Raw genomic sequence first — 20,704 nt, 5'->3', positions numbered from 1 at the left:
CAGACAGGAGAACCACCATGGACATTCTACGCGCCGGATCGCGCCCATCCGCAAAAGGGCCTGATGCCTGGTTCACAGGGACGGTTCGACATCGGCTAACAGACAGGAGAACCACCATGGACATTCTACGCGCCGGATCGCGCCCATCCGCAAAAGGGCCTGATGCCTGGTTCACAGGGACGGTTCGCATCGATCCGCTCTGCAATCCCTTCGATGCCGAACGGGTGCAGGGCGCGCAGGTCACCTTCGAGCCGGGCGCCCGCACCGCCTGGCATACGCACCCGCTCGGCCAGACGCTGATCGTCGTCTCGGGCCTCGGCCGGGTGCAACGCGAGGGCGGCCCTATCGAGGACATCCGCCCCGGCGACACGGATGTCGCCATGACCCATATCGCGCTTCAGGAGGTCAAGGACGGCAGGGTCGTCGACTGGATGGAGCATGTCACGGATGCCGACTACGGCGTTTGAGGCAACCGGAAACAGCGAGCAAAGGAACATTCCATGCTTGGTTCAGTGCTTTGCAGCCCGGCGACATCCATTGCGATGAGGTGGCGGAGCCGGAAATCCTCCATCCCACCGACGCTATCCTGAAACTTTCGGCCACCTGTATCTGCGGTTCGGACCTCTGGCCCTATCGCGGCCTCCAGCCGCTGAGCGAGCCCATATGGGCCATGAGTATTGCGGCGTGGTGGTTGTACGTCTTCTTTTACCGTAACGTACTTCCTCTTGCCCCCGACCTTTGCCAGTGTGCGTCGAAATACAGGAGGCTACAGATGCAATTCCGCTCTGCGATACAAATTTTCTCGATATCAGCTCTTCTTGCGTTTCCCGCGAGCGCAGCCGAACTCGACCGGAAGGAGGCCACGGAGATCGCCAGGGAGGCCTACGTCTATGGCGTACCCATGGTGAGCGACTACGCGACGATTTATGCGTTCTCGATCGACACGAAGAGCCCGGAATACAAGGGCCCCTTCAACTCCGTCCTTAACATTGCCCGCGTATTCACCCCAGAGGACAAGGGCTTTGTAACGCCGAATTCCGACACCCCATACACATTCATGGGCCTGGATCTCCGAGCCGAGCCGATGGTAATCACGGTCCCGAAGATGGAGAAGAACCGCTATTTCGTCTTCCAGCTCATGGATCTCTATACATTCAACTTCGATTACATCGGCACCAGAACGACGGGTAACGACGGCGGGACCTACATGATCGCAGGGCCGAATTGGAAGGGTGACGATCCAAAGGGCGTCACCAAGGTCATCCGATCCGAGACCGACTTCGTCAACGTGATCGGGCGCACGCAGCTCTTCAATCCGGACGACCTGGAAAACGTCAAGAAAATCCAAGCGGGCTACAAGCTCCAGTCGCTCTCCGAATTCCAGGGCAAGGAGCGCATTCCGGAGCCCTCAACGGAGTGGGTGCAGCCGATCCGCCCTGCGGAGCAGAAAACCAACCCGGAATTCTTCAATGTCTTGGCTTTTCTCCTGCAGTTCACACCCACTCACCCGTCCGAGACCGAATTGCGCGCACGTTTCGAAAAGCTTGGGCTAAAACCCGGCGAACATTTCGATGTTGCGGCCCAGTCTGCTGAGATCAAGGCGGCGCTGGCCGACGGCATGACAGAGGGGCAGAAGCAGATCGACGATCTCCGGACAAGTCTTCAAGGGGATAGCTCCACCTTGTTTGGCACGCGCGAGTTTCTGAAGAACGATTTCGTCGCGCGAGCGGCAGGAACGCAGGTCGGCATCGGAGCAAACTCCAGGGAGGAGGCGCTCTATCCGATCTACGAGAAGGACGCCCAGGGTAGCGCTCTGGATGGCGCGAAGGGCAAGTACACGCTGAAGTTCGAGGGTGGAAATTTTCCTCCCGTAAACGCCTTCTGGTCGCTGACGATGTACGATCTGCCTGGACAACTCCTCGTCGCCAACCCGATCAAACGTTACCTGATCAACGCGCCTATGCTTCCCGATCTGAAAAAGGATGTGGATGGTGGACTGACCATCTACATCCAACATGACAGCCCCGGCAAGGACAAGGAAACCAATTGGCTGCCGGCACCTGATGGCCCGTTCATGATGGCAATGCGATACTATCTGCCGAAGCCGGAGCTTCTTGACGGGACGTGGAAGTCTCCAGTCGTGGAGAAGGTTGGGGAATGAGCTTGTTTCACGAGTGAATTCGCGTCGTGTCTGGCTTCCCCGCCCAAGTCTTCATCGAACCGGACACGCGTGTTCCTCGTGGCGAGTTCTGATAAATTGCTATCAGGTGAAACTGATCCTTGACGCTACGGAGCCCGGATCTACGTTCTGTTACGTCAACGCGAATAGCTTTTTTACTGTAACGTACTTCCATCCGTGACTTTTCTATCGAGAGTGGTCCCGTCGAACACGCGACCTGCCAGGGCAGCCTTGACTGTCCCACCAAGAGGAGATCGTAAATGTCCAAACATGTTCAACGAAACAGGATGGGGATGCCCTCATGAACAGTTTTTCGCGCAGGCTATTGAGCGCCACCGCTGCGGTTGCGATGACTTTAACGGCCATTCCCGTCGCGGCGACGGTTGCCAGTGCGCAGGATGCCACGGCCGCCAAGCCGAACATTCTGGTGATCTTCGGTGACGACATTGGTCAGACGAACATCTCCGCCTATTCGATGGGTGTGGTTGGCTACAAGACACCCAACATCGACCGGATCGCCAAAGACGGTATGATATTCACGGACTACTACGCCGAGAACAGTTGCACCGCAGGGCGCTCGACGTTCATCACGGGTCAGGCTTGCCTGCGCACAGGTCTCTGCAAGGTCGGCGCCCCCGGCGCCCCGGTCGGCTTGCAGGATGGCGACATCACCATCGCCCAGGCTCTCAAGCCGCTGGGTTATGCGACAGGCCAGTTCGGCAAGAACCATCTTGGCGACAAGGACGAATACCTGCCGACCAAACATGGTTTCGACGAGTTCTTCGGCAACCTCTATCACCTCAATGCCGAGGAAGAGCCGGAAGCGCCCTATTGGCCGAAGGACGACCAGGAATTTCTGAAAGCCTATTCCCCGCGCGGCGTCATCAAGGCTTCAGCCGATGGCAAGATCGAGGACACCGGTCCGCTGACCAAGAAGCGCATGGAAACGATCGACGACGAGACGACGGCCGCCGCCATCGACTTCATCGATCGTCAGGCCAAAGCGAAGAAACCGTTCTTCACCTGGATGAACACGACACGCATGCATGTGTTCACTCATGTTCGAGAATCCATGCGCGGCCAGAGTGGCATGCCTGGAAACGAATACGGCGACGGAATGATCGAGCATGACGGCGACGTCGGCAAACTGCTCGACAAGCTCGACGAATTGGGCATCGCCGACAACACTATCGTCGTCTACACGACGGATAACGGCCCCAACCAGTTTTCCTGGCCGGATGCGGCCACAACGCCTTTCCGAAGCGAGAAGGACACCAACTGGGAAGGCGCCTTCCGCGTGCCGGCCATGGTGCGGTGGCCAGGCCATATCAAGCCAGGGCAGGTCTCCAACCAAATGTTCTCGGGCCTCGACTGGTTCCCGACCCTATTGGCGGCGGCCGGCGATGCTGATGTGAAAGGCCGTCTGTTGAGCGGATGGAAGCCTGAAGGCAGCGCCACGAGTTTCCGCAACCATCTCGATGGCTACAATCAACTCGACTACATCACCGGAAAATCAGACGAGAGCGCTCGCAAAGAGTTCAACTACTTTGATGACGACGGCAATCTTGTCGCCATTCGCTATGACGACTGGAAGGTCGTGTTCCATGAACAACCGGCACCTGGTGGGTTTTCTGTGTGGCAGACCCCCCTCGTCACATGGCGAATTCCCAAGCTTTTCAACTTGCGGATGGATCCTTACGAGCGTGCTGACACGGTTTCCGACCAATACAACGATTGGCTGGTCAGAAACGACTACATGCTGGTCAAAGGACAGCTAAAGGCGGCTGCCTTCCTGGAAACCTTCATAAAGTATCCGCCGAGCCAGCGGGGTGCCAGCTTCAACATCGAAGGCGTCCGCGAACAGGTCAACAAAGCGATCGACCAGTCCTTCAAGGACCGCGGCATCGAAAAGTAAGTCTCGATATGAAGGCGCGCCAGCTATCGGCGCGCCTTTTCTTTCCCGAACCTTGATAGGCTCCGCATGACCGCTCGTGACGACATCCTCGCCCTCGGGACCCGCATCGGCCAATCCATCATCGGTCAGGAAGACATGGTCCAGCGACTGTTGCTTGGCCTGCTCGCCAACGGCCACCTCCTTGTCGAGGGCCTTCCGGGGCTCGCAAAGACCCGAGCCATCAAGAGCCTGGCGAAAAACCTCAATTCCGAACTCTCCCGCGTCCAGTTCACACCGGACCTTCTGCCCGCCGACATCACCGGATCGGAAATCTATTTCAGCGAGGGCGGCAAGGGCGAGTTCAAGTTCCAGCAGGGACCGATCTTCGCCAACCTGATCCTCGCCGACGAGATCAACCGCGCACCGGCCAAGGTGCAGTCGGCTCTGCTTGAAGCGATGGAAGAACGGCAGGTTACCGTCGGTGGCAAGAGCTACCCGCTACCGGAACTGTTCATGGTGATGGCCACACAGAACCCGATCGAGCAGGAAGGCACCTACCCGCTGCCGGAAGCGCAGCTCGACCGGTTCCTCATGCATATCGAGGTCGGCTATCCCGACGAGGCATCCGAGGCTGCGATCATGCGGTTGGTGAGGGAGGAGGAGAATGCCGCGGAACATTCGACGTCAGCCGCTCCCGATCGCCTTGACCCCAAGGCCGTTTTCGATGCCCGCAAGGAAATCGGCATCGTCACGGTGTCCGATCCCGTTGAGAAATACATCGTCGCCCTCGTCTTCGCCACGCGCTATCCGGAGCGCTACGACAAGGATCTCGCCAAGCTGCTGCAGGTCGGCGTCAGCCCTCGCGGCGTCATTGGCCTCGACAAGGTCTCGCGCGCCTACGCCTGGATGAAGGGGCGCGACTACGTCACCCCCGATGACGTCAAGGCGATCGTCCACGATGTCTTCCGGCACAGACTCATCCTGTCCTACGAGGCGCATGCCTCAAACACCACGCCGGACAAAGTTATCGACCGGATCGTCGAGCTCGTGGCGGTTTCGTGAGGAGAGGAGATGCCCACCGTTGAAAGCACGCAAGGCGTCCATGTTTCCACCGAGCAACTGGTGGCGCTGGAAGCGTATGCGCGCGACCTGAGCTTCGTCCAGAAATCCCGCAGTCACCAGCAGCTTGCGGGACGCATGCAATCCTCGATGCGCGGACGGGGGCTGACCTTCGAGGAACTGCGCGACTACCTGCCCGGCGACGACATCCGCTCGATCGACTGGCGCGTCACCGCCCGCACCAACAAACCCGTCGTGCGCGTCTACAGCGAGGAGAAGGAACGCCCTGCCCTCATCGTCGTCGACCAGCGGATCAATATGTTCTTCGGCAGCCGGCGTGCGATGAAATCGGTGACGGCGGCAGAAGCGGCGATGCTTTGCGCCTGGCGCATCTTGGGCTCTGGCGATCGCGTCGGCGGTTTCGTCTTCAACGACAGTGATATCGACGAGGTACGGCCGCATCGCAGCCGTGAAGCCGTGATCACGCTGGCCGGCAAGATCGCGGCGCAGAACGGCAGCCTCGAGGCCGGATTTGCCGGCACCCAATCGCCCGCATCGCTGGATGCCGTTCTGCACCGCGTCGCCGCCATCGCCCACCACGATCATCTCATCGTCGTGATCAGCGACTTCAACGGCCACAGTGCCGCGACACGAGATCTCCTGCTGCGCCTGTCCGACCGAAACGATGTCATCTGCATCCTCGTCTACGACCCCTTCCTGCTCGATCTCCCCACGTCCGGCGACATCGTCGTCAGCGGCGGTGGCCTGCAGGCGGAACTGCCGCTGCGCCGCGCCGATGTCAAGCAAGCCGTGGATACGTTCGCGCGCGAGCGGGGTCGTGAGCTTCGTAACTGGCAAAAGGAGCTTGGCCTGCCGATGCTCCCCGTTTCGGCGGCGGAGGAAACCGCTCCACAGCTCCGGCGGCTTCTCGAACAGGCCGCCTGGCGGCAGCGGAGGCGCTGATGGAACCGGGCAACGCGACACCGCTTGACCCATTGACCAAAGTGGCTCTCGAGTCGCTGAAGGACATTGCGGTTCCGAAGCCCGTGTCGTGGTTGCCGCAGACCTGGGGCTGGGCATTGATCGCGGTCCTTCTGATCGCCGTCGTCGGGGCAATCCTTGTTCGAAGCATCCTGATGTACCACGCGAACGCGTATCGCCGCGAGGCGCTCACCCTCCTCGACGCGATAGAGGAAAGACTGAAAGACCCTGCCCAACATGACAGAGCCCTTCGGGATCTCGCGGAGGTTCTCAAACGGACTGCGTTGGGGGCATGGGGCAGAGCCGAGGTCGCCACACTCTCAGGGGCCGCTTGGGTGTCATTTCTGAAGACCCATGGCAGCGGCCAGGAAGGTCATGCGCTCGACGCCCTCCTCGATGACCGCGAGTATCAGTCGGGCGCAAGCGCGGGGGTGCTTGTGACGGATGACATCCTGGCGGCGGCAAGACGATGGATCAGGGGGCATCGTGTATCAGCTTGACCATCCTTGGCTGCTTCTCCTGATCCCGGCACCCTTGCTTGTGTGGTGGCTTCTGCCTGCGCATCGCGAAACGTCGGCGTCCATCAGACTTCCCTTCTTTGCCCAGGTTACCGAGGCCGCAGGGATCAAGCCAACCGAGGGATCCGTCATTCCGCGTCGGAGTGGAATCCAGCTTGCGTGCGAAACGCTGGCCTGGTTCCTGATCGTCCTCGCGCTCGCACGCCCGCAATTTGTCGAGCCGCCCATCGAGAAGGTAGAGCCTCAAAGAGACCTGCTGCTGGCGCTCGATCTGTCGCAGTCGATGGATACGAAAGATTTCTCTTCGCCCGACGGAAGCATGGAGGCGCGCGTCGATGCCGTCCGCAAGGTGGTTGAGGATTTCGTCACCAAGCGTCCGGGAGATCGCATCGGCCTGATCGCCTTCGGCGACGCGCCCTACCCGCTGGTGCCATTCACCATGGACCACAAGACCGTTCAGGTGGTGATCGCGGACACGCTGCCCGGCATCGCAGGCCCACGCACATCGCTCGGAGACGCCATCGGCCTTGCCATCAAGATGTTTGAAAAGACCACCGTGCCGGAAAAAGTGCTGATCGTGCTCACCGACGGCAACGATACGGCAAGCAGGATGCCTCCCGCCAAAGCCGCGCAGATCGCCAGGCAGAACAAGGTCGTCATCCATACGGTCGGCATCGGCGACCCGAAAGCCACTGGAGAAGACAAGCTCGACACGTCCACCCTCCAGAAGATCGCGTCCGATACCGGTGGGCGTTACTTCTTCGGGGGAGACCAGACCCAGCTCGCCGCCATCTACGACACGCTCGACAAGATAACGCCGCACAATCAGAAGAACCTCTCCTGGCGGCCGCGCATCGAACTGTTCCACTGGCCGCTCGGTGCATCGATCACGATGCTTGCCCTGTTCTACGGGATGAGCGGATTGGCCGGCCTTTTTAAAGGGAGAGCTTCCGCATGATCGAAGCTTTCCATTTCCTGAGGCCGTGGTGGCTTCTGTCGCTCGCAGTGCCCGCGCTAATCCTCTGGATGGCGTCACGCTCCACGGATGTTCGCAGCCAATGGAAGGGCCTGATCGAGGCACATCTTTTGGACAACTTGCTGGTGGCGGGTTCAAAGGGGTCGCGCGTGCGACCCTCCTGGTTGCTTGCCACGGCGCTGACTTTGGCCGGTCTCGGCGCTTCGGGCCCGACATGGCAGCGCGAGATACCGCCCTTCGTCGAAGACACCGCTCCGCTGGTGATTGCCGTCGACCTGTCGCCGACCATGGATGCGATCGATGTCACGCCGTCCCGGCTCGAACGGGCAAAGTTGAAGATCAAGGACATCGTCAAGGGACGCTCCGGCGCGCGCACGGCGGTCGTCGCCTATGCGGGATCGGCGCATCTTGTCCTGCCCCTCACCGAAGACGGCTCCCTGATCGAGACCTATACCGACGCGCTGGCGACGCGCATCATGCCCGTTGAGGGCAAGGACACTGCCAAGGCTCTCGAACTTGCCGAAACCTCCATGGCCGCCGAAGACGCGTCAGGCACGATCCTCTTCCTGACCGACGGTATCGAGCCAAAGGCTTTCGATGCGTTCAAACGAAAGTCGAAACACGGTATCGTCGTGCTCGGGATCGGCACGGAAGCCGGCGGCCCGGTGAAGACGCCGGACGGCGGCTTTCTGACCGGCGCTTCTGGTGAGCGAGTCTTTGCAAAGCTTGATCTCGAAGGTTTGAAAAACCTGCACGCGCTGACCGGCGTCGACGTCGCGACGATGACGGAGGATGATACCGATATCCGGTGGATCTTGCAGAAGATCCGCACGAACTTCGCCCAGAAGCAGGCGTCGCAGGGCGATCGCTGGCTCGATCTGGGCTGGTGGCTGGTCCTTCCATTGACGATATTGTTCGCGCTTTCGTTCCGCAAGGGCTGGGTGGTGCGTGTGGGCGCCATTGTCCTCGCAGCCCGCCTCCTCATGCCCGGCGCGGTTCAAGCTGCCGAGTTCACCGACATGTGGCTGACACCGGACCAACAGGGGCGTATCGCATTCGAAAAGGGCGACTTCGCCGCCGCGGCGGCACACTTCGCCGATCCGATGTGGAAGGGTACGGCACTCTACCGGGCAGGCAAGTTCGCTGAAGCACTCGATGCTTTCGCCGCCGTCGATAGCGCTGAGAGTTGGTACGATCAGGGAAACGCGCTGCTTCATATCGGCAAGCTCGACGGGGCTGTCGCCGCCTACAAGAAGGCGCTCGACAAGCGCAAGGGATGGCCGGACGCCTCCGCCAACCTCGCGATCGCACAAACATTGATCCAGCAGAAAAAGGACGACGAGCAGGAGCAACAGGACGAACCGAACCTTCCGCCAGACAGCGTCCAGTTCGACGACAAGGGCAAGCAGGGCAAGGCGGGCAAGATGGATATCGCCGAACAGACGTCGGAACTGTGGATGAAGAACATCGTCGTCAGTCCGGCCGATCTGATGGCGCGCAAGTTCGCGATCGAAGCGCAGCAGGTGAAGCGATGAGGCTTGTGGGCATCACGATCACCCTCTGGCTGCTGTATGGACCGATGGTTCTTGCGGCGGAACCATTCGCGCGCGCCAAACTCGAAGACACGGGCCGGATCGTTCCTGGCCAGCAGGTGCTGGTCGATGTCGAAGTCCTGGTGCCCGACTTCTTCACGTCGCCGCCGCAATTTCCCCTGTTCGATCTTCCGAACGCAATCGTCACGCTACCCGATGACCGCGCCCAGAACATGGTCGAGACGATCGACGGCGTGCAATATGCAGGGATACGACGAACGTATGCCGTGGTTCCAGAGACGTCGGGTACCTTTACCTTGCCGCCGGCAGTCATCACTCTCGGCTATTCGCAGGACGGCAAGCCGATCGCCGGGCAGACGACGCTGCCTTCGACCAGCTTCACGGTGGAAGCGACGCCCGGCGGCACGACGGCATCTCTCACCTTTGCGGCGCGCGGCCTGACGATCGAGCAGTCGTTCGACCGAGATCCCTCCACCTTGAGGACAGGAGACGCCCTGGTCCGAACGATCACGGTGTTTGCGGAAAATACCCAGGCGATGATGATCCCTGAGGTCCCCGCGGCAACCGCGACAGGTCTGAAGCAGTACTCGAAGCCTCCGAAAATTGCCGACGGTGTTCAGGCAGAGGATCGAACCATGGGCAGCTCGCGGACGGAGACGATCACCTATATAGCCGAGGCCGAGGGCACGTTCGAGATTCCAGCCGTGTCGTATCCGTGGTGCGACCTCGATACGCAGGCAACCGAGCATGCCGAACTTCCGGCAATGCAGGTCACGGTCAGCAAGTCCGCCCCGGCGCCGACAGGTCTTGTTCCGAAGGTTGAAGAAGCGGACACGCAGCTAGATCGAAAACGGGTTTGGAGACAGTATTCGTTGATCGCCGCTGCTCTATTTGCTCTAGCCGTAGTAGGCTACCTGACCGTACGGGCATTTCCATGGGCGAGACGGAGATGGTTTGCGCTGAGGAATGCGCGCCAGCATTCCTCGAAGCGAAAGTTGAAGTACCTTCTCGCTTCCGTTCTCAGCGACGATCCCATGACTGTCTACCGAAGTCTCGATGATTGGACGAAAAGCGCGGGATATGGGTCTATCGGGCAATGGGTCGCCGCCACGGGAGACAAGAACATCGCCCGCGAAACGGAGAAGCTTGAGCGTGAGCTTTTTGGCTCCTCCGCAGATCACCCCAGCTTGAACCGCACGGCGTTGGCGGCCGCCATTCGAAGCGCTAGGGCAGACCGCTCATTACACGTTGTCCGGCGTGCGAGCAGCTTGCCTGCCCTAAACGTCTCGGCCGCCGACGCATGACAGAATTGCCGTAGCAAACGAGAATTTACGCCACTTTTACAGGACGTACACTTCATTGTTATCGTAACGTACTTCCGCAGACCGTCCCTCCCCGCGATGCTTCGCTTCGAAATCCGGAAACGCACCTGGGATGGTACCGCGACTGGCCATATCACGGTAGCCGAGAAGGCGCCCGACCCGAAAGACTACCCGCGAGCGCTTCCTAAGATGTTGCGAGCCGGATCGCTGGTGTTCACGCAACCGAAATCCGTAAGCGGGCCAGATATCTCGCAGTGGTGGACATTCAAGTTCGGGGCAACCTGGAGGAGACCCCTGAGCGGTTTGAGCGATCTGCGCGGCAAGCTCGATCATCCTGTCGTCCACGTCGCATGGTCCGACGCCAACGCCTACGCTGACTGGGCGGGAATGGACTTGCCGACCGAAGCCGAATGGGAGCTGGCCGCACGGGGCGGTTCGGAGGACACGGAATATGCCTGGGGCAACGAGTTCATGCCCGAAGGTCTCGCCATGGCAAATACATGGCAAGGCACCTTCCGACATTGACGACAAAGGCTAAGGGCAGCGAACGTACCTCCCCCGTCGGCTCATTCCCGCCGAACGGCTATGGCCTTCACGACATGATCGGCAATGTCTGGGAATGGACAAGCGACTATTGGTCCACGAGACATCCGGAGCCTGTGAAGCATTCGTGCTGCATCCCGAGCAATCCACGTGGTGGAGATGCCGACGCGAGTCTTGATCCCCGGCAACCGTCAATCAGGATTTACCGTCGTGTTTTGAAAGGCGGATCGCATCTGTGCGCTCCGAATTATTGTCGCCGTTACCGGCCCGCAGCACGCCATGCCGAGCCTGAAGATACGTCCACCAGCCACGTGGGATTCCGCTGCGTCAAGAGGGCTTGATCCCCATTTGACAATGGGGGCCTCGAGACGCTGAAAGCAGATTACAGCGACGGACGCGGGCGTAGATGCCTGTACCGGTTCGGTGAGATCGGACCCACCAGTCCTGCGATACTGCCTGTTTACGACCATCTGCATGAGGACGAATGTGAACCGGCGCGGGTGGGGGTCATGACACGATGCCAATTCACAGCGTAGGGATACTGACCGCAGTCAGCGGACAAGGGACGCTGTGCAAGGCGGCTCTCTCGAGCCGCCCTTCGAAAATCAAACGATCTATTGGCCTTGTTTCTTCATGGCCTCGGCAATCTGTGCTTTGACAGCACTCAGCCCGAAGCTCGCGCCCCTTTGCATGGGCGGGAATGCAATGGCGGTTTCCGCCAGTTCCTCCACCCTCTGCTGAACGAGAACGAAGCGCCAGAACTCGAACTTGTACCATTCGAAATATTCGAGCGAACCGGTGTTTCCCTTGTAGAACGCCGTCCGTTCGAACGGGTCCAAACGCAGATTGACGACGGTTGGCGCACCCAGTGTCACTGTGTCGCCGAGCCAGCCTTCAGGCTGTTCCTTGAAGGTATATTTGTAATCGTCGATACGGGCAGCGCCGAGCGTGCTTTCGGCGAAATACCAGATTTCATGGCGGTTCGACGGCCCTGACCCGGTGATCATGCTGGTTTGGTCATAACCATCGAGATGCACTTTGTACTTTTGCCCGTTCAAGTCCTTGCCGGCCTTTAGCTCCACGGAGATATTGGGATTGCCCGCTGCTGCCGTGAATGTCGGGAACCAGTCGAGGCCGGAAATCAAGCCGTTACCGACCGTGCCGGCCGGGACGTGTCCGGGCCAACGGATCATCGCCGGCGCGCGGAAGCCACCCTCGAAGGTCGTTCCCTTGCCACCATAGAACGGCGTCTGTCCGCCATCGGGCCAAGTAAAGTTCTCGGTTCCGTTGTCCGTGGTAAACATGACGATGGTGTTGTCGTCTACCCCCATATCCTTGAGCTTTTGCATGGTCGCGCCGACGATATCATCAAGTTGCGCCATGCCAGCCTCGTGAATAGTCCATCCGTTCTCCGAATTGCGCATATGTTCATACTTGTCCGAGAGATGCGTTACGATGTGCATGCGGGTCGGATTGAGCCACAGGAAGAACGGCTTTCCATCCGCCTTGGCCTTCTCGATGAACTTGAAGGAAAGCGACTGGATTTCATCGTCCACGGTCTTCATGCGCTCAGGATAGAGCGTGCCGGCATCCTCGATCCGTTGTTTGCCCACCTTGCCCCAGCGCGGCATCACTGTGGGATCATCCACCTCCGTCGCCCAGGAATGGACCATGTTACGTGGCCCCACGACGTTCAACTGGTCTTGCGGATAACCGGGATGAGAGGGGTCTTCCATCGCATCGAGGTGATAGAGATAACCGAAGAACTCATCGAAACCGTGAACGGTCGGCAGGAATTCGTTCAGATCGCCGAGGTGGTTCTTGCCGAATTGTCCCGTGGCGTAGCCCATGGACTTGAGCACGGTGGCAAGGGTGGGTGCGGCGGCCGGTAGACCGATCGGCGAACCCGCCTGGCCCACGGTGGTCATGCCGGTACGGACCGGAAGTTCGCCGGTGATGAAGTTCGCACGGCCGGCGGTGCAACTCGCCTCTGCATAATAGTCCGTGAAGAGCATGCCGTCTGCCGCAAGCTTGTCGAGATTTGGCGTGCGGCCAGCCATCATGCCACGATTGTAGGCGCCGATATTCCAGATGCCGATGTCGTCGCCCATGATGACAACGATGTTTGGCTTCGGCGTTTGATCTTGAGCAATTGCCGGTGCACTGAACGTGCAAGCAAGTGCCGAAGCGCAGAGCCCGAAACAGAGGCTTTTTGTATAGCTCATGACTTTCTCCTCCTCCTAAGTTTTTGCGCACTCGTTAAGGCACCGTTCCAAACGGTGCTACGGTGTGCGTAGATGCGGCGGACTGACAGAGAGTTGTAGAGTTGTTTGCAGCTATGTGTTGCGCGCCCAATGGGGCGATATGCGCCTGCTAGTGCGGATGGGATCAGCGTCGGGGGCCGGTATGCTTGCTGATCTGTATGTTGCCTTCAAAGGCCGGACACATTCAATGCCCAAGGCAATATCGCACAACTTACACTTGGTGCCTAGCTTAAGATTTTTGGTATGTATGGGACGCTGGCCAGCGGGGGCCAACGTCGGCTTTTTGGCGCAAAGACATGGGTGAAAACAATGTCTTATAGCGTAAGGAGCGAATCTGGAAGATCGCGACGCGCTTTAGAATTTGATGGCGAGGCTCAGTATCGGGCCTTGCTGCACGGCGTCGAAGACGAAGCCGTCGTTGCTGTAGTCCACGCCCAACGCCCGATATCCCGCGATCGCCGATATCCGATCGTTGAAATCGTATCCCACGCCCAGCGCGACGTCCCAGTCGATATCTGCTCCGCCACCGCCAACCAGGCCCCATCCCGTCAGATAGACCTCGGGGGTGAGCGAATACTTGCCGCGCAATCCGACCATGCCGTCCACCCACGTGGCACTGTCGCTTCTCTCGACCCCACCAAGGATACCGCCGTTGAAACTGATCGTTGTATCGACCGACCACACCCTCATGCCTCCGACGACATCAAGGTGCCCCTGCGGGCTTTCGAGGACGGCATAGCCGAGACCCAGCAGGCCGGAGAATGTCTCCGACGTCACCTCAACGTTATCAGCAAGAATGCCGCGACGCGTCTCACCATCCACCCCGAGTTTCGAGTAGATAATGTCGCCGATGACGCTGAAGCGTCCGTTGCGGGCTTCACCGGCGGCCATGAAGGCGAAGTCCAGATTGCTGAGGATGTCGCCGAAATCGGCATCCATGTCGACGGTCGGAAGTCCGAACTGCGATGTCTGCCCAGACAACCCCGCCATCCAGAAATAAGGGGCGACAGTGAACGTCCAGTCGTCCTGCGCGTCGACGGCCTGCGGGTCCTGCCTCAGCAGAGGCGAAACATCGGCCGCCACCGCACTGTTCGCCATCGCGGCGGCAAAAGCGCCTGCCAATGCCAATTTGACGTAACCGTTCATCGTCTCTCTCCTTTATTACCGATTTGCCTGGCATGCTCTGTCATCAACCGCCGCTGTGGAACGGCAATCCTTCACTGCAAACTTCCGTTTACCATCCGATTGTCCCGCAAGGCCGCCGACCTGGCTCGCGTAGTTGTCGCGGGTATTGGCATCGACGACGGCGACGGGCGCGGCCAGTATGAGACCAGCGGCACTTCCCGCAGCGGCCGCAACTCCGGTCGTTCCCGCAATGAGATGGTCCCCCAGCCCTATGCGGCTATCCGTCAGCGGCTGACCATCGGAGATGCGGGCGCCGATGAGCTGGACGACTTCCGGAGATTCCGCGAACTTGCCGTGGCGCATGCCGTCGCCGGCCTTCACCTTGGTCAGGTCGATCACGGTGATCGCGTTGTCGGCCAGCTCCTGTTTGTAGGGTTCCCTTTCTGGGTCGATCGAACCCAATCGGGGAATGTCGCCCCACACCCTTCGCGAGAAGGCGAGCGCCCGGTCGTCCTGCGATACGAACAGGGTGAACCGGGGATGCTGGCTGCCCATGTCCTCGATCTGGGACCTGAACACATCGACATCGACATCGACATCGGGAGCGGCCAACATCACGTTCTTGAATTTGGCCGGCAAGCCGTCGTTGCGGATTGCCATCTGGCGCAGGGCCTCGAGGGCCAACCAGTTCCCCATCGAATGCGCGAGGATCGATACTTCTTTGATCTCCTTGTCAGCGGCCAGATACTGAAACAGCGACTCCAGGGTATTGCGGGTATAGTTGGTGCTTTCCCGGTCATAGCCGTAGGCAAGCAAGCTGCCGCGCGATGGCCAGGTCACCAGCACAGGTGCACTCTTGACGCCGGAATCATGGGCGATCTGGGCAAAACGGTAGACCGAATCCTCGAAACGATTGTTGAAGCCGTGGATGAACACGAGCACGCTGCGGTCCGGTGACTTCTTTACCGAGGCGTTGAGCCAAGCCTTCGCCTCATCCCTGGACAGTTCCAGTGCCTTCAGGGTCGCGAAGTCGGTTGCCGGGTTGGAGGGCAGCTTCTTCGGCCAGGCGACTTCGCCGACCTTGCGAACCGGGGGGATCGAAACGGTGATGTCCGCGAATGACGGGTTTCGCGCCCGCTCGCCAGAGTACATCTCTCCCGGCATTTCCGAACGCCCGCGCGTAGTGGCGATCAGCATCTCGACGCGGCTCGTGTTCGGAGATGTGTCGGCGACGGGGGTCAGGACACCCTTCGGATGGCCGCCGCATCCAGCGACGAAAACGACGGCCAGACAAAGCGCCAGCCGTCGAAAGCGAACCCGTGGAGATTTCAATGCAATGCAATCATCGTGACGTTTCAAGCAGATCAAACCGTCGCCCCTCCTCCATCCGGCTCCACGCGCGCGCCCACACGCATCTGCCGGATTTGAGCCTCAGCAGTTATAGACGCCGACGGCGCAGCGTCGCACGGTGCGCCGCGCCACACCTGCCACGCTGACCGGGGTCAATGGACGACCCACCCTGGCTTCGGCGGTCTTCGACAGACCGTATATTCCCGAAACAGATGCCTGCTCGACACCATCGAGAGCCGGAAACGCCAGAGCGGCGATGAGGAGCACGACTTTGAGTTTTCTCTGCACGGTCATTTTCTATCTCCCATGGCGAGGTGGTCGGGCAGTTCGTCGATGTCCTTGAGATCCTTCAGATCGACCTTCTTGGCATTGGTTGTGTTGGCGAAGGTGTAGTCTTCCGCCCCGACGTCGACGCCTGTCTTCCAGTCCGAAATCTGGATGCTGTATTGGGGACCCTGATCCACCTTGCTGGCGGTGATGACGTAGCGGCAGGGCCGAGGCTGGTCGCCCTGGGCGATCCATATCTGCCAGTCGACCTCCTTGGCGCGGAAGGCAAGGTGGTCGCATTCGACGCCCCCGATCACGCCGCTGCCGAGATCTTTGACATCTGTTACGTCCTCCATCAGCTTATCGTAAGCGTCTGGCAGGAGCAGGTCGGCGCCGGGCACCGGCCTGCCGAGCTTGTCGCGCATCTCTTCGACCAGATGATCGACCGTGCCGGGAACATCGGATTGCGTGTAGAGATTGGCATCCTTGCCGAAGACCGTCAGTGTCTTGCCATCGAAGATCATCTCCACATTGGCGAAACCACCGAACCGCGTGGCGCGCAGCTTGTCGGGCCGCCCCAGCTCGATCGTGCCAGAGCTGGCCAGCAACAGCTTCTGATGATCCTTGGTGACGATTTCGAGATTGGTATCGAAGGCGAAGGAAATTGCCTTCTGCGCTCCAAGATAGTCCGACATTGCCTTCAGAAGGGCCTTTGCCTCCTCTTCCCCAGCTCTCGCGTCGGAAACCGTTGCCAGTCCCATAGCCAGGACAATCGCCACGGATGCCGTTTTCAAGACTGTTCCGATCATCACTCTTACCTCCTGTTGCGGGGCATGTGGCATCCAGGGCCGAGGCTCACCATCGTCAACGTCGAGGATGAGAGAGGTTGCACCGATCCGGCGCGTGCCATTCCAAATGATGCTCGATGGCTCTTCGCGGACCTCATCCAGGACGGGATCACGCAGACGATTATAGGCTGGGCTCTGATATCGAGTTGTCCATGGTCCGTTCCCCAACGCAACCGAAACGACAATCAGCGATTTAATTGACTCGACGTCAAGTAACCCTACGCCGCGCACCTGTGATAGTCCAGCACATTAGCGCGCCGTGATGTGGCGCGAATGAAGGCTTGCCTTTGTCGCGCTATTGCTGAGGCCACGCCCGATACCTCAGCGGCAGTGACCGGCCGCCGCGTGGCTGGCGTGGCCGCGTTGAGCCAGGGCATTGCATGCTGGCTGGCGCGGGATGACAAAGCAAGCCCGCAGCCAAGGGACCGATTGCCGCGATGCTGCTCTACAACGTTGGGGTGACCACAACCCTTGTTCTGGCTTGGGCGTCCTCGGCCTGACGGATGTCTGACTGTGGCCGGTGGCGGTGGTGCCTGCAGGTTTGGCCGTTTGGTGCGTGGTGTGCCTCGTGACGCGCGCCGGGTAAGGGCCAATCACGCATCCGGAAGCGGCGGGGGCATAGGGACTTTATCCGGTCATCGGCTCGGAGTTTCCCATCCGTTCTGCAACCTGTTTTCTATGAAAACCCGAAGCTTACCCCGCGCGGAACTGGTTTCCGGTCGTAGCGTGCGGCATTACATGCAGTTACGGTAATATACTTGCTATTTGCCGGCGTGATGCGAGCGTTCTCTGTTAACCAGGGGAGGCTCATCGATGTTGAGAATGGGTACGCTTTTCTTCGCCACGCTGAGCTTGACGTCCACCTGCTTTGACCGGGTAAACGCCCAGCAAGTCACCGGTGAACTTGGATCGCCAGGGGCGACGATAACCATCGACGGCAAGCATCTTCCGCAGCCCGCACCGGATTTCGGCGGCGTGATAAAGGAAAAGGCTTCGGAATCGCGCCCTTGGTGGACGCCGCGAATCGTGCCGCCGAAAGGCGCGCCGAATGTGCTGCTGATCATGACCGACGACCAGGGATTTGGAGCACCAAGCACCTTCGGCGGTGTGATTCCCACCCCGGCGATGGATCGGATTGCGGCTCAAGGTCTGCGCTTTACCAATTTTCACTCGACGTCGCTCTGTTCACCGACACGGGCCGCGTTGATCACGGGACGAAACCACCACTCGGTTGGCGCTGGCGTGGTCGGCGAAATAGCGACGGGCTATCCGGGTTACGATTCGATCATTCCCGTCGAGAAAGGCACCATCGGCACGATCCTCAGGGAAAATGGCTATGCCACGTCGTGGTTCGGCAAGAACCACAACACCCCTTCCTATCAATCGAGCCAGGCGGGACCGTTCAATCAATGGCCGACAGGAATGGGATTCGAGTATTTCTATGGGTTTGTCGGTGGGGACGCCAGCCAGTGGCAGCCCAATCTTTACCGCAACACGACGGCCATCTACCCCTTCGAGGGCAATCCAAGCTGGAACCTTGAAACGGCGATGGCCGATGAGGCCATCCAGTATATGAAGCAGTTGAAGGAGATTGCGCCCGAGAAGCCCTTCTTTGTCTACTACGTACCCGGCGCCACCCACGCGCCGCACCATCCCACGCCCGAATGGATCAAGAGGATAAGTGATATGCACCTCTTCGACGGGGGGTGGAACAAGCTGCGCGAGACGATTTTCGCTAACCAGAAACGGCTCGGCATCATGCCCGAAAACGCCCAACTGACGCCGTGGCCGAAAGAGTTGCCCGAATGGGATACTCTGGGTTTGGAAGAGAAAAAGCTCTTCATCAGGCAGGCGGATGTCTACGGCGCTTACCTGGCCTATGCCGACAACGAGATCGGCCGGGTTATCCAGGCCGTCGACGATCTCGGTGAACTCGACAATACCCTGATCATCTATATAGGTGGCGACAACGGGGCGAGTGCCGAAGGCATGCTCAACGGCACGCCGAACGAATTCACGACCTTCAACGGCATCCCGGTCCCGGTGAAGGACCAGTTTTTCTGGTATCCGTTCTGGGGATCGGAGCGGACATTTCCGCATTTTGCGGCAGCTTGGGCTTGGGCGATGGACACGCCTTTCAAGTGGGTGAAGCAGGTGCCGTCGCATTTCGGCGGAACCTCGCAAGGGGTGGCGATGTCCTGGCCCGGTCACATCACTGACGTAGGCGGCATCCGCCGACAATTCTCGCATGTGATCGACATTGTGCCGACCATCCTCGAAGCGACCGGCGTTCCGGCCCCCGAGACGATCAACGGCATCGCACAGCACCCCATTGAAGGGGTCAGCATGATGTATACATGGGACAAGGCAAACGCCGGTGCCCCCACGCGGCACACGACACAATACTTCGAGATGCTCGGCAATCGCGCCATCTACGACCACGGCTGGGTGGCGGCGACGACGCCGGCGACCCGCCCATGGGAACTGAGCACCGCAACACCGCCCGACGTCATCAACGGCTACAATTGGGAACTGTACAACGTCGATGATGACCCCACCCAGTTCAACGATCTGGCTGCCAAGATGCCCGGCAAGCTCAAGGAACTGCAGGCCCTGTTCTATTCCGAGGCAAAGAAGTACAACGTATTGCCGCTGGACAATTCGACGCTTGCCCGGTGGAACACGCCGCGTCCGAACCTTACGGCCGGACGGTCCGAGTTTAGTTATTCGGGTCAATTGAGCGGCGTACCGCCGAGCGCCGCACCGAGCATTCTGAACAAGTCCTATACGATCACGGCTGAGGTTGAGATACCTGACGGGGGCGCTGACGGCATGATCGTTACCGAGGGCGGACGGTTCGGCGGCTACGGCCTGTTTCTCAGCAAAGGCGACTTCGGGGTCGGTCGCGGCAAGGTCGTGTTCCTCTACAACCTGCTCGACCTCAAGCGCACGATGTGGGAAGGGCCGGAACTGGAACCCGGCAAGCATGAAATCATTTTCGAGTTCAAGTCCGATGGTCCAGGTCTCGGCAAGGGCGGTACAGGCGTCCTGTCGGTGGACGGCAAGGAGGTGGCGACAAATTCGCTGGACCACACGACCCCGGTCACCTTTCCGGAGGACGAAAGCTTCGACGTCGGCCAAGATACGCGCACAGGGGTCGCTATGGTCGAGTATCGCTACGACGCTCCGTTCAAATTCGCCGGTAAGATCGAGAAGCTGACCTTCAAGCTCGGGCAGTAATGGAGGCTGCATGTCTGGAACGATAGGTGCAAACGCACGGCTTCTGCTATCGGTGACGGGCGTATTTGAAGCGGCCGCGGGGGTGGCTTTGCTGCTGGCTCCCGCGCTGTTGATCGAGGCGCTCCTCGGGGCCGTGCCAGACACGCCTGCCGGGATGACGGCCGCCCGTGTCGCCGGAGCGGCCGTGCTGAGTTTGGCGGTCGCTTGCTGGCTTGCGCGGGATGACTTGGCATCCAAGGCTGCCAAGGGATTGGTGACAGCGATGCTGCTCTACAACTTCGCCGTGGTCGCAATACTCGTCCTCGGGTGGCTTCACGACGGCATTGCCGGCATGGCCTTTTGGCCTGTTGTCGCGGCCCACATCGCGCTGGACGTCTGGTGCGCGCTCAGTACTTTGGAGTCCACCCCACTTGAGGATCGTTAGCGATATCTGGCCTGCTAAGGGTCTAGCACTACTTTGGCAGAACTGATTTTGGGGTCATTTGGAACCTGATACGGCAGTGTGGACATCGTTGTGGTGGATGGTGATTTGATAGCGCGGCCATGACCGCGCGTCGGATGGCTGGCAGTGTCGGTTTAGGCGGG

16 protein-coding genes and 1 pseudogene are annotated in these 20,704 nt (G+C 59.8%); 12 read left to right on the top strand and 5 right to left on the bottom strand.

Annotated elements, in window-relative coordinates:
- Positions 1–116: 116 nt before the first annotated feature.
- From ASC86_RS08690 to ASC86_RS08645, 10 genes and pseudogenes are all read left to right on the top strand, one after another.
- The gene (locus ASC86_RS08690) at positions 117–467 is read left to right on the top strand and encodes a cupin domain-containing protein (RefSeq protein ID WP_056319276.1); all 351 of its coding nucleotides are present in this window, start codon (positions 117–119) and stop codon (positions 465–467) included.
- A gap of 305 nt (positions 468–772) precedes the next feature.
- Positions 773–2,161 carry a DUF1254 domain-containing protein gene (locus tag ASC86_RS08685; RefSeq protein WP_056319379.1) on the top strand — a complete coding sequence of 463 codons (1,389 nt, stop codon included), beginning with the start codon at positions 773–775 and terminating at the stop codon, positions 2,159–2,161.
- 319 nt (positions 2,162–2,480) lie between these two features.
- The gene (locus tag ASC86_RS08680) at positions 2,481–4,094 is read left to right on the top strand and encodes an arylsulfatase (RefSeq protein ID WP_056319274.1); all 1,614 of its coding nucleotides are present in this window, start codon (positions 2,481–2,483) and stop codon (positions 4,092–4,094) included.
- Positions 4,095–4,160: 66 nt separating this feature from the next.
- Entirely contained in the window at positions 4,161–5,135 is a 975-nt protein-coding gene (locus ASC86_RS08675) for a MoxR family ATPase (RefSeq protein WP_056319271.1), read from the top strand.
- 9 nt (positions 5,136–5,144) lie between these two features.
- Positions 5,145–6,095 carry a DUF58 domain-containing protein gene (locus ASC86_RS08670; RefSeq protein ID WP_056319269.1) on the top strand — a complete coding sequence of 317 codons (951 nt, stop codon included), beginning with the start codon at positions 5,145–5,147 and terminating at the stop codon, positions 6,093–6,095.
- Positions 6,095–6,613 (top strand): DUF4381 domain-containing protein, encoded by a 519-nt coding sequence (locus tag ASC86_RS08665; protein ID WP_056319267.1) that lies wholly within the window; start codon positions 6,095–6,097, stop codon positions 6,611–6,613. The genes ASC86_RS08670 and ASC86_RS08665 overlap by 1 nt, the downstream gene beginning before the upstream one ends.
- Positions 6,600–7,589, top strand: coding sequence for a VWA domain-containing protein (locus tag ASC86_RS08660; protein WP_056319265.1), 990 nt, complete (start codon positions 6,600–6,602; stop codon positions 7,587–7,589). Before ASC86_RS08665 ends, ASC86_RS08660 begins: the two co-directional genes overlap by 14 nt.
- Positions 7,586–9,142 carry a VWA domain-containing protein gene (locus tag ASC86_RS08655; protein WP_056319261.1) on the top strand — a complete coding sequence of 519 codons (1,557 nt, stop codon included), beginning with the start codon at positions 7,586–7,588 and terminating at the stop codon, positions 9,140–9,142. Before ASC86_RS08660 ends, ASC86_RS08655 begins: the two co-directional genes overlap by 4 nt.
- Positions 9,139–10,464 (top strand): BatD family protein, encoded by a 1,326-nt coding sequence (locus ASC86_RS08650; protein WP_056319257.1) that lies wholly within the window; start codon positions 9,139–9,141, stop codon positions 10,462–10,464. Before ASC86_RS08655 ends, ASC86_RS08650 begins: the two co-directional genes overlap by 4 nt.
- 138 nt (positions 10,465–10,602) lie before the next feature.
- Positions 10,603–11,366 (top strand): annotated as a pseudogene (locus tag ASC86_RS08645) (formylglycine-generating enzyme family protein); the annotation flags it as partial.
- 273 nt (positions 11,367–11,639) lie between these two features.
- Here ASC86_RS08645 and ASC86_RS08640 read toward each other — a convergent pair.
- The 5 genes from ASC86_RS08640 to ASC86_RS08620 form a co-directional block, all read right to left on the bottom strand.
- The gene (locus ASC86_RS08640) at positions 11,640–13,250 is read right to left on the bottom strand and encodes an arylsulfatase (RefSeq protein ID WP_056319256.1); all 1,611 of its coding nucleotides are present in this window, start codon (positions 13,248–13,250) and stop codon (positions 11,640–11,642) included.
- Between the two features lie 393 nt (positions 13,251–13,643).
- Entirely contained in the window at positions 13,644–14,435 is a 792-nt protein-coding gene (locus ASC86_RS08635; protein WP_056319253.1) for a hypothetical protein, read from the bottom strand.
- Positions 14,436–14,450: 15 nt separating this feature from the next.
- On the bottom strand, positions 14,451–15,716 hold the full coding sequence (locus ASC86_RS08630; protein ID WP_162244985.1) for an alpha/beta hydrolase: 1,266 nt from the start codon (positions 15,714–15,716) through the stop codon (positions 14,451–14,453).
- 129 nt (positions 15,717–15,845) lie between these two features.
- Positions 15,846–16,058: a hypothetical protein gene (locus ASC86_RS08625; protein ID WP_056319251.1), complete on the bottom strand. Its 213-nt coding sequence runs from the start codon at positions 16,056–16,058 to the stop codon at positions 15,846–15,848.
- Complete coding sequence (locus ASC86_RS08620; protein WP_056319249.1) at positions 16,055–16,873, bottom strand: DUF2092 domain-containing protein; 819 nt, start codon at positions 16,871–16,873, stop codon at positions 16,055–16,057. Before ASC86_RS08620 ends, ASC86_RS08625 begins: the two co-directional genes overlap by 4 nt.
- Before the next feature lie 828 nt (positions 16,874–17,701).
- On the opposite strand from ASC86_RS08620, the gene ASC86_RS08615 reads away from it, so the two are divergent.
- Together ASC86_RS08615 and ASC86_RS08610 are read left to right on the top strand one after the other, a co-directional pair.
- Positions 17,702–20,119, top strand: a complete 2,418-nt coding sequence (locus ASC86_RS08615) for an arylsulfatase (RefSeq protein ID WP_056319246.1) — start codon at positions 17,702–17,704, stop codon at positions 20,117–20,119.
- A 10-nt stretch (positions 20,120–20,129) separates the two neighbouring features.
- Positions 20,130–20,543, top strand: coding sequence for a hypothetical protein (locus ASC86_RS08610; protein ID WP_056319243.1), 414 nt, complete (start codon positions 20,130–20,132; stop codon positions 20,541–20,543).
- Positions 20,544–20,704 lie beyond the last annotated feature (161 nt).

The sequence above is a fragment of the Rhizobium sp. Root1212 genome (assembly GCF_001424985.1).
Taxonomy (GTDB): Bacteria; Pseudomonadota; Alphaproteobacteria; order Rhizobiales; family Rhizobiaceae; genus Pararhizobium.
This window is presented reverse-complemented; position numbering and strand designations above follow the sequence as displayed.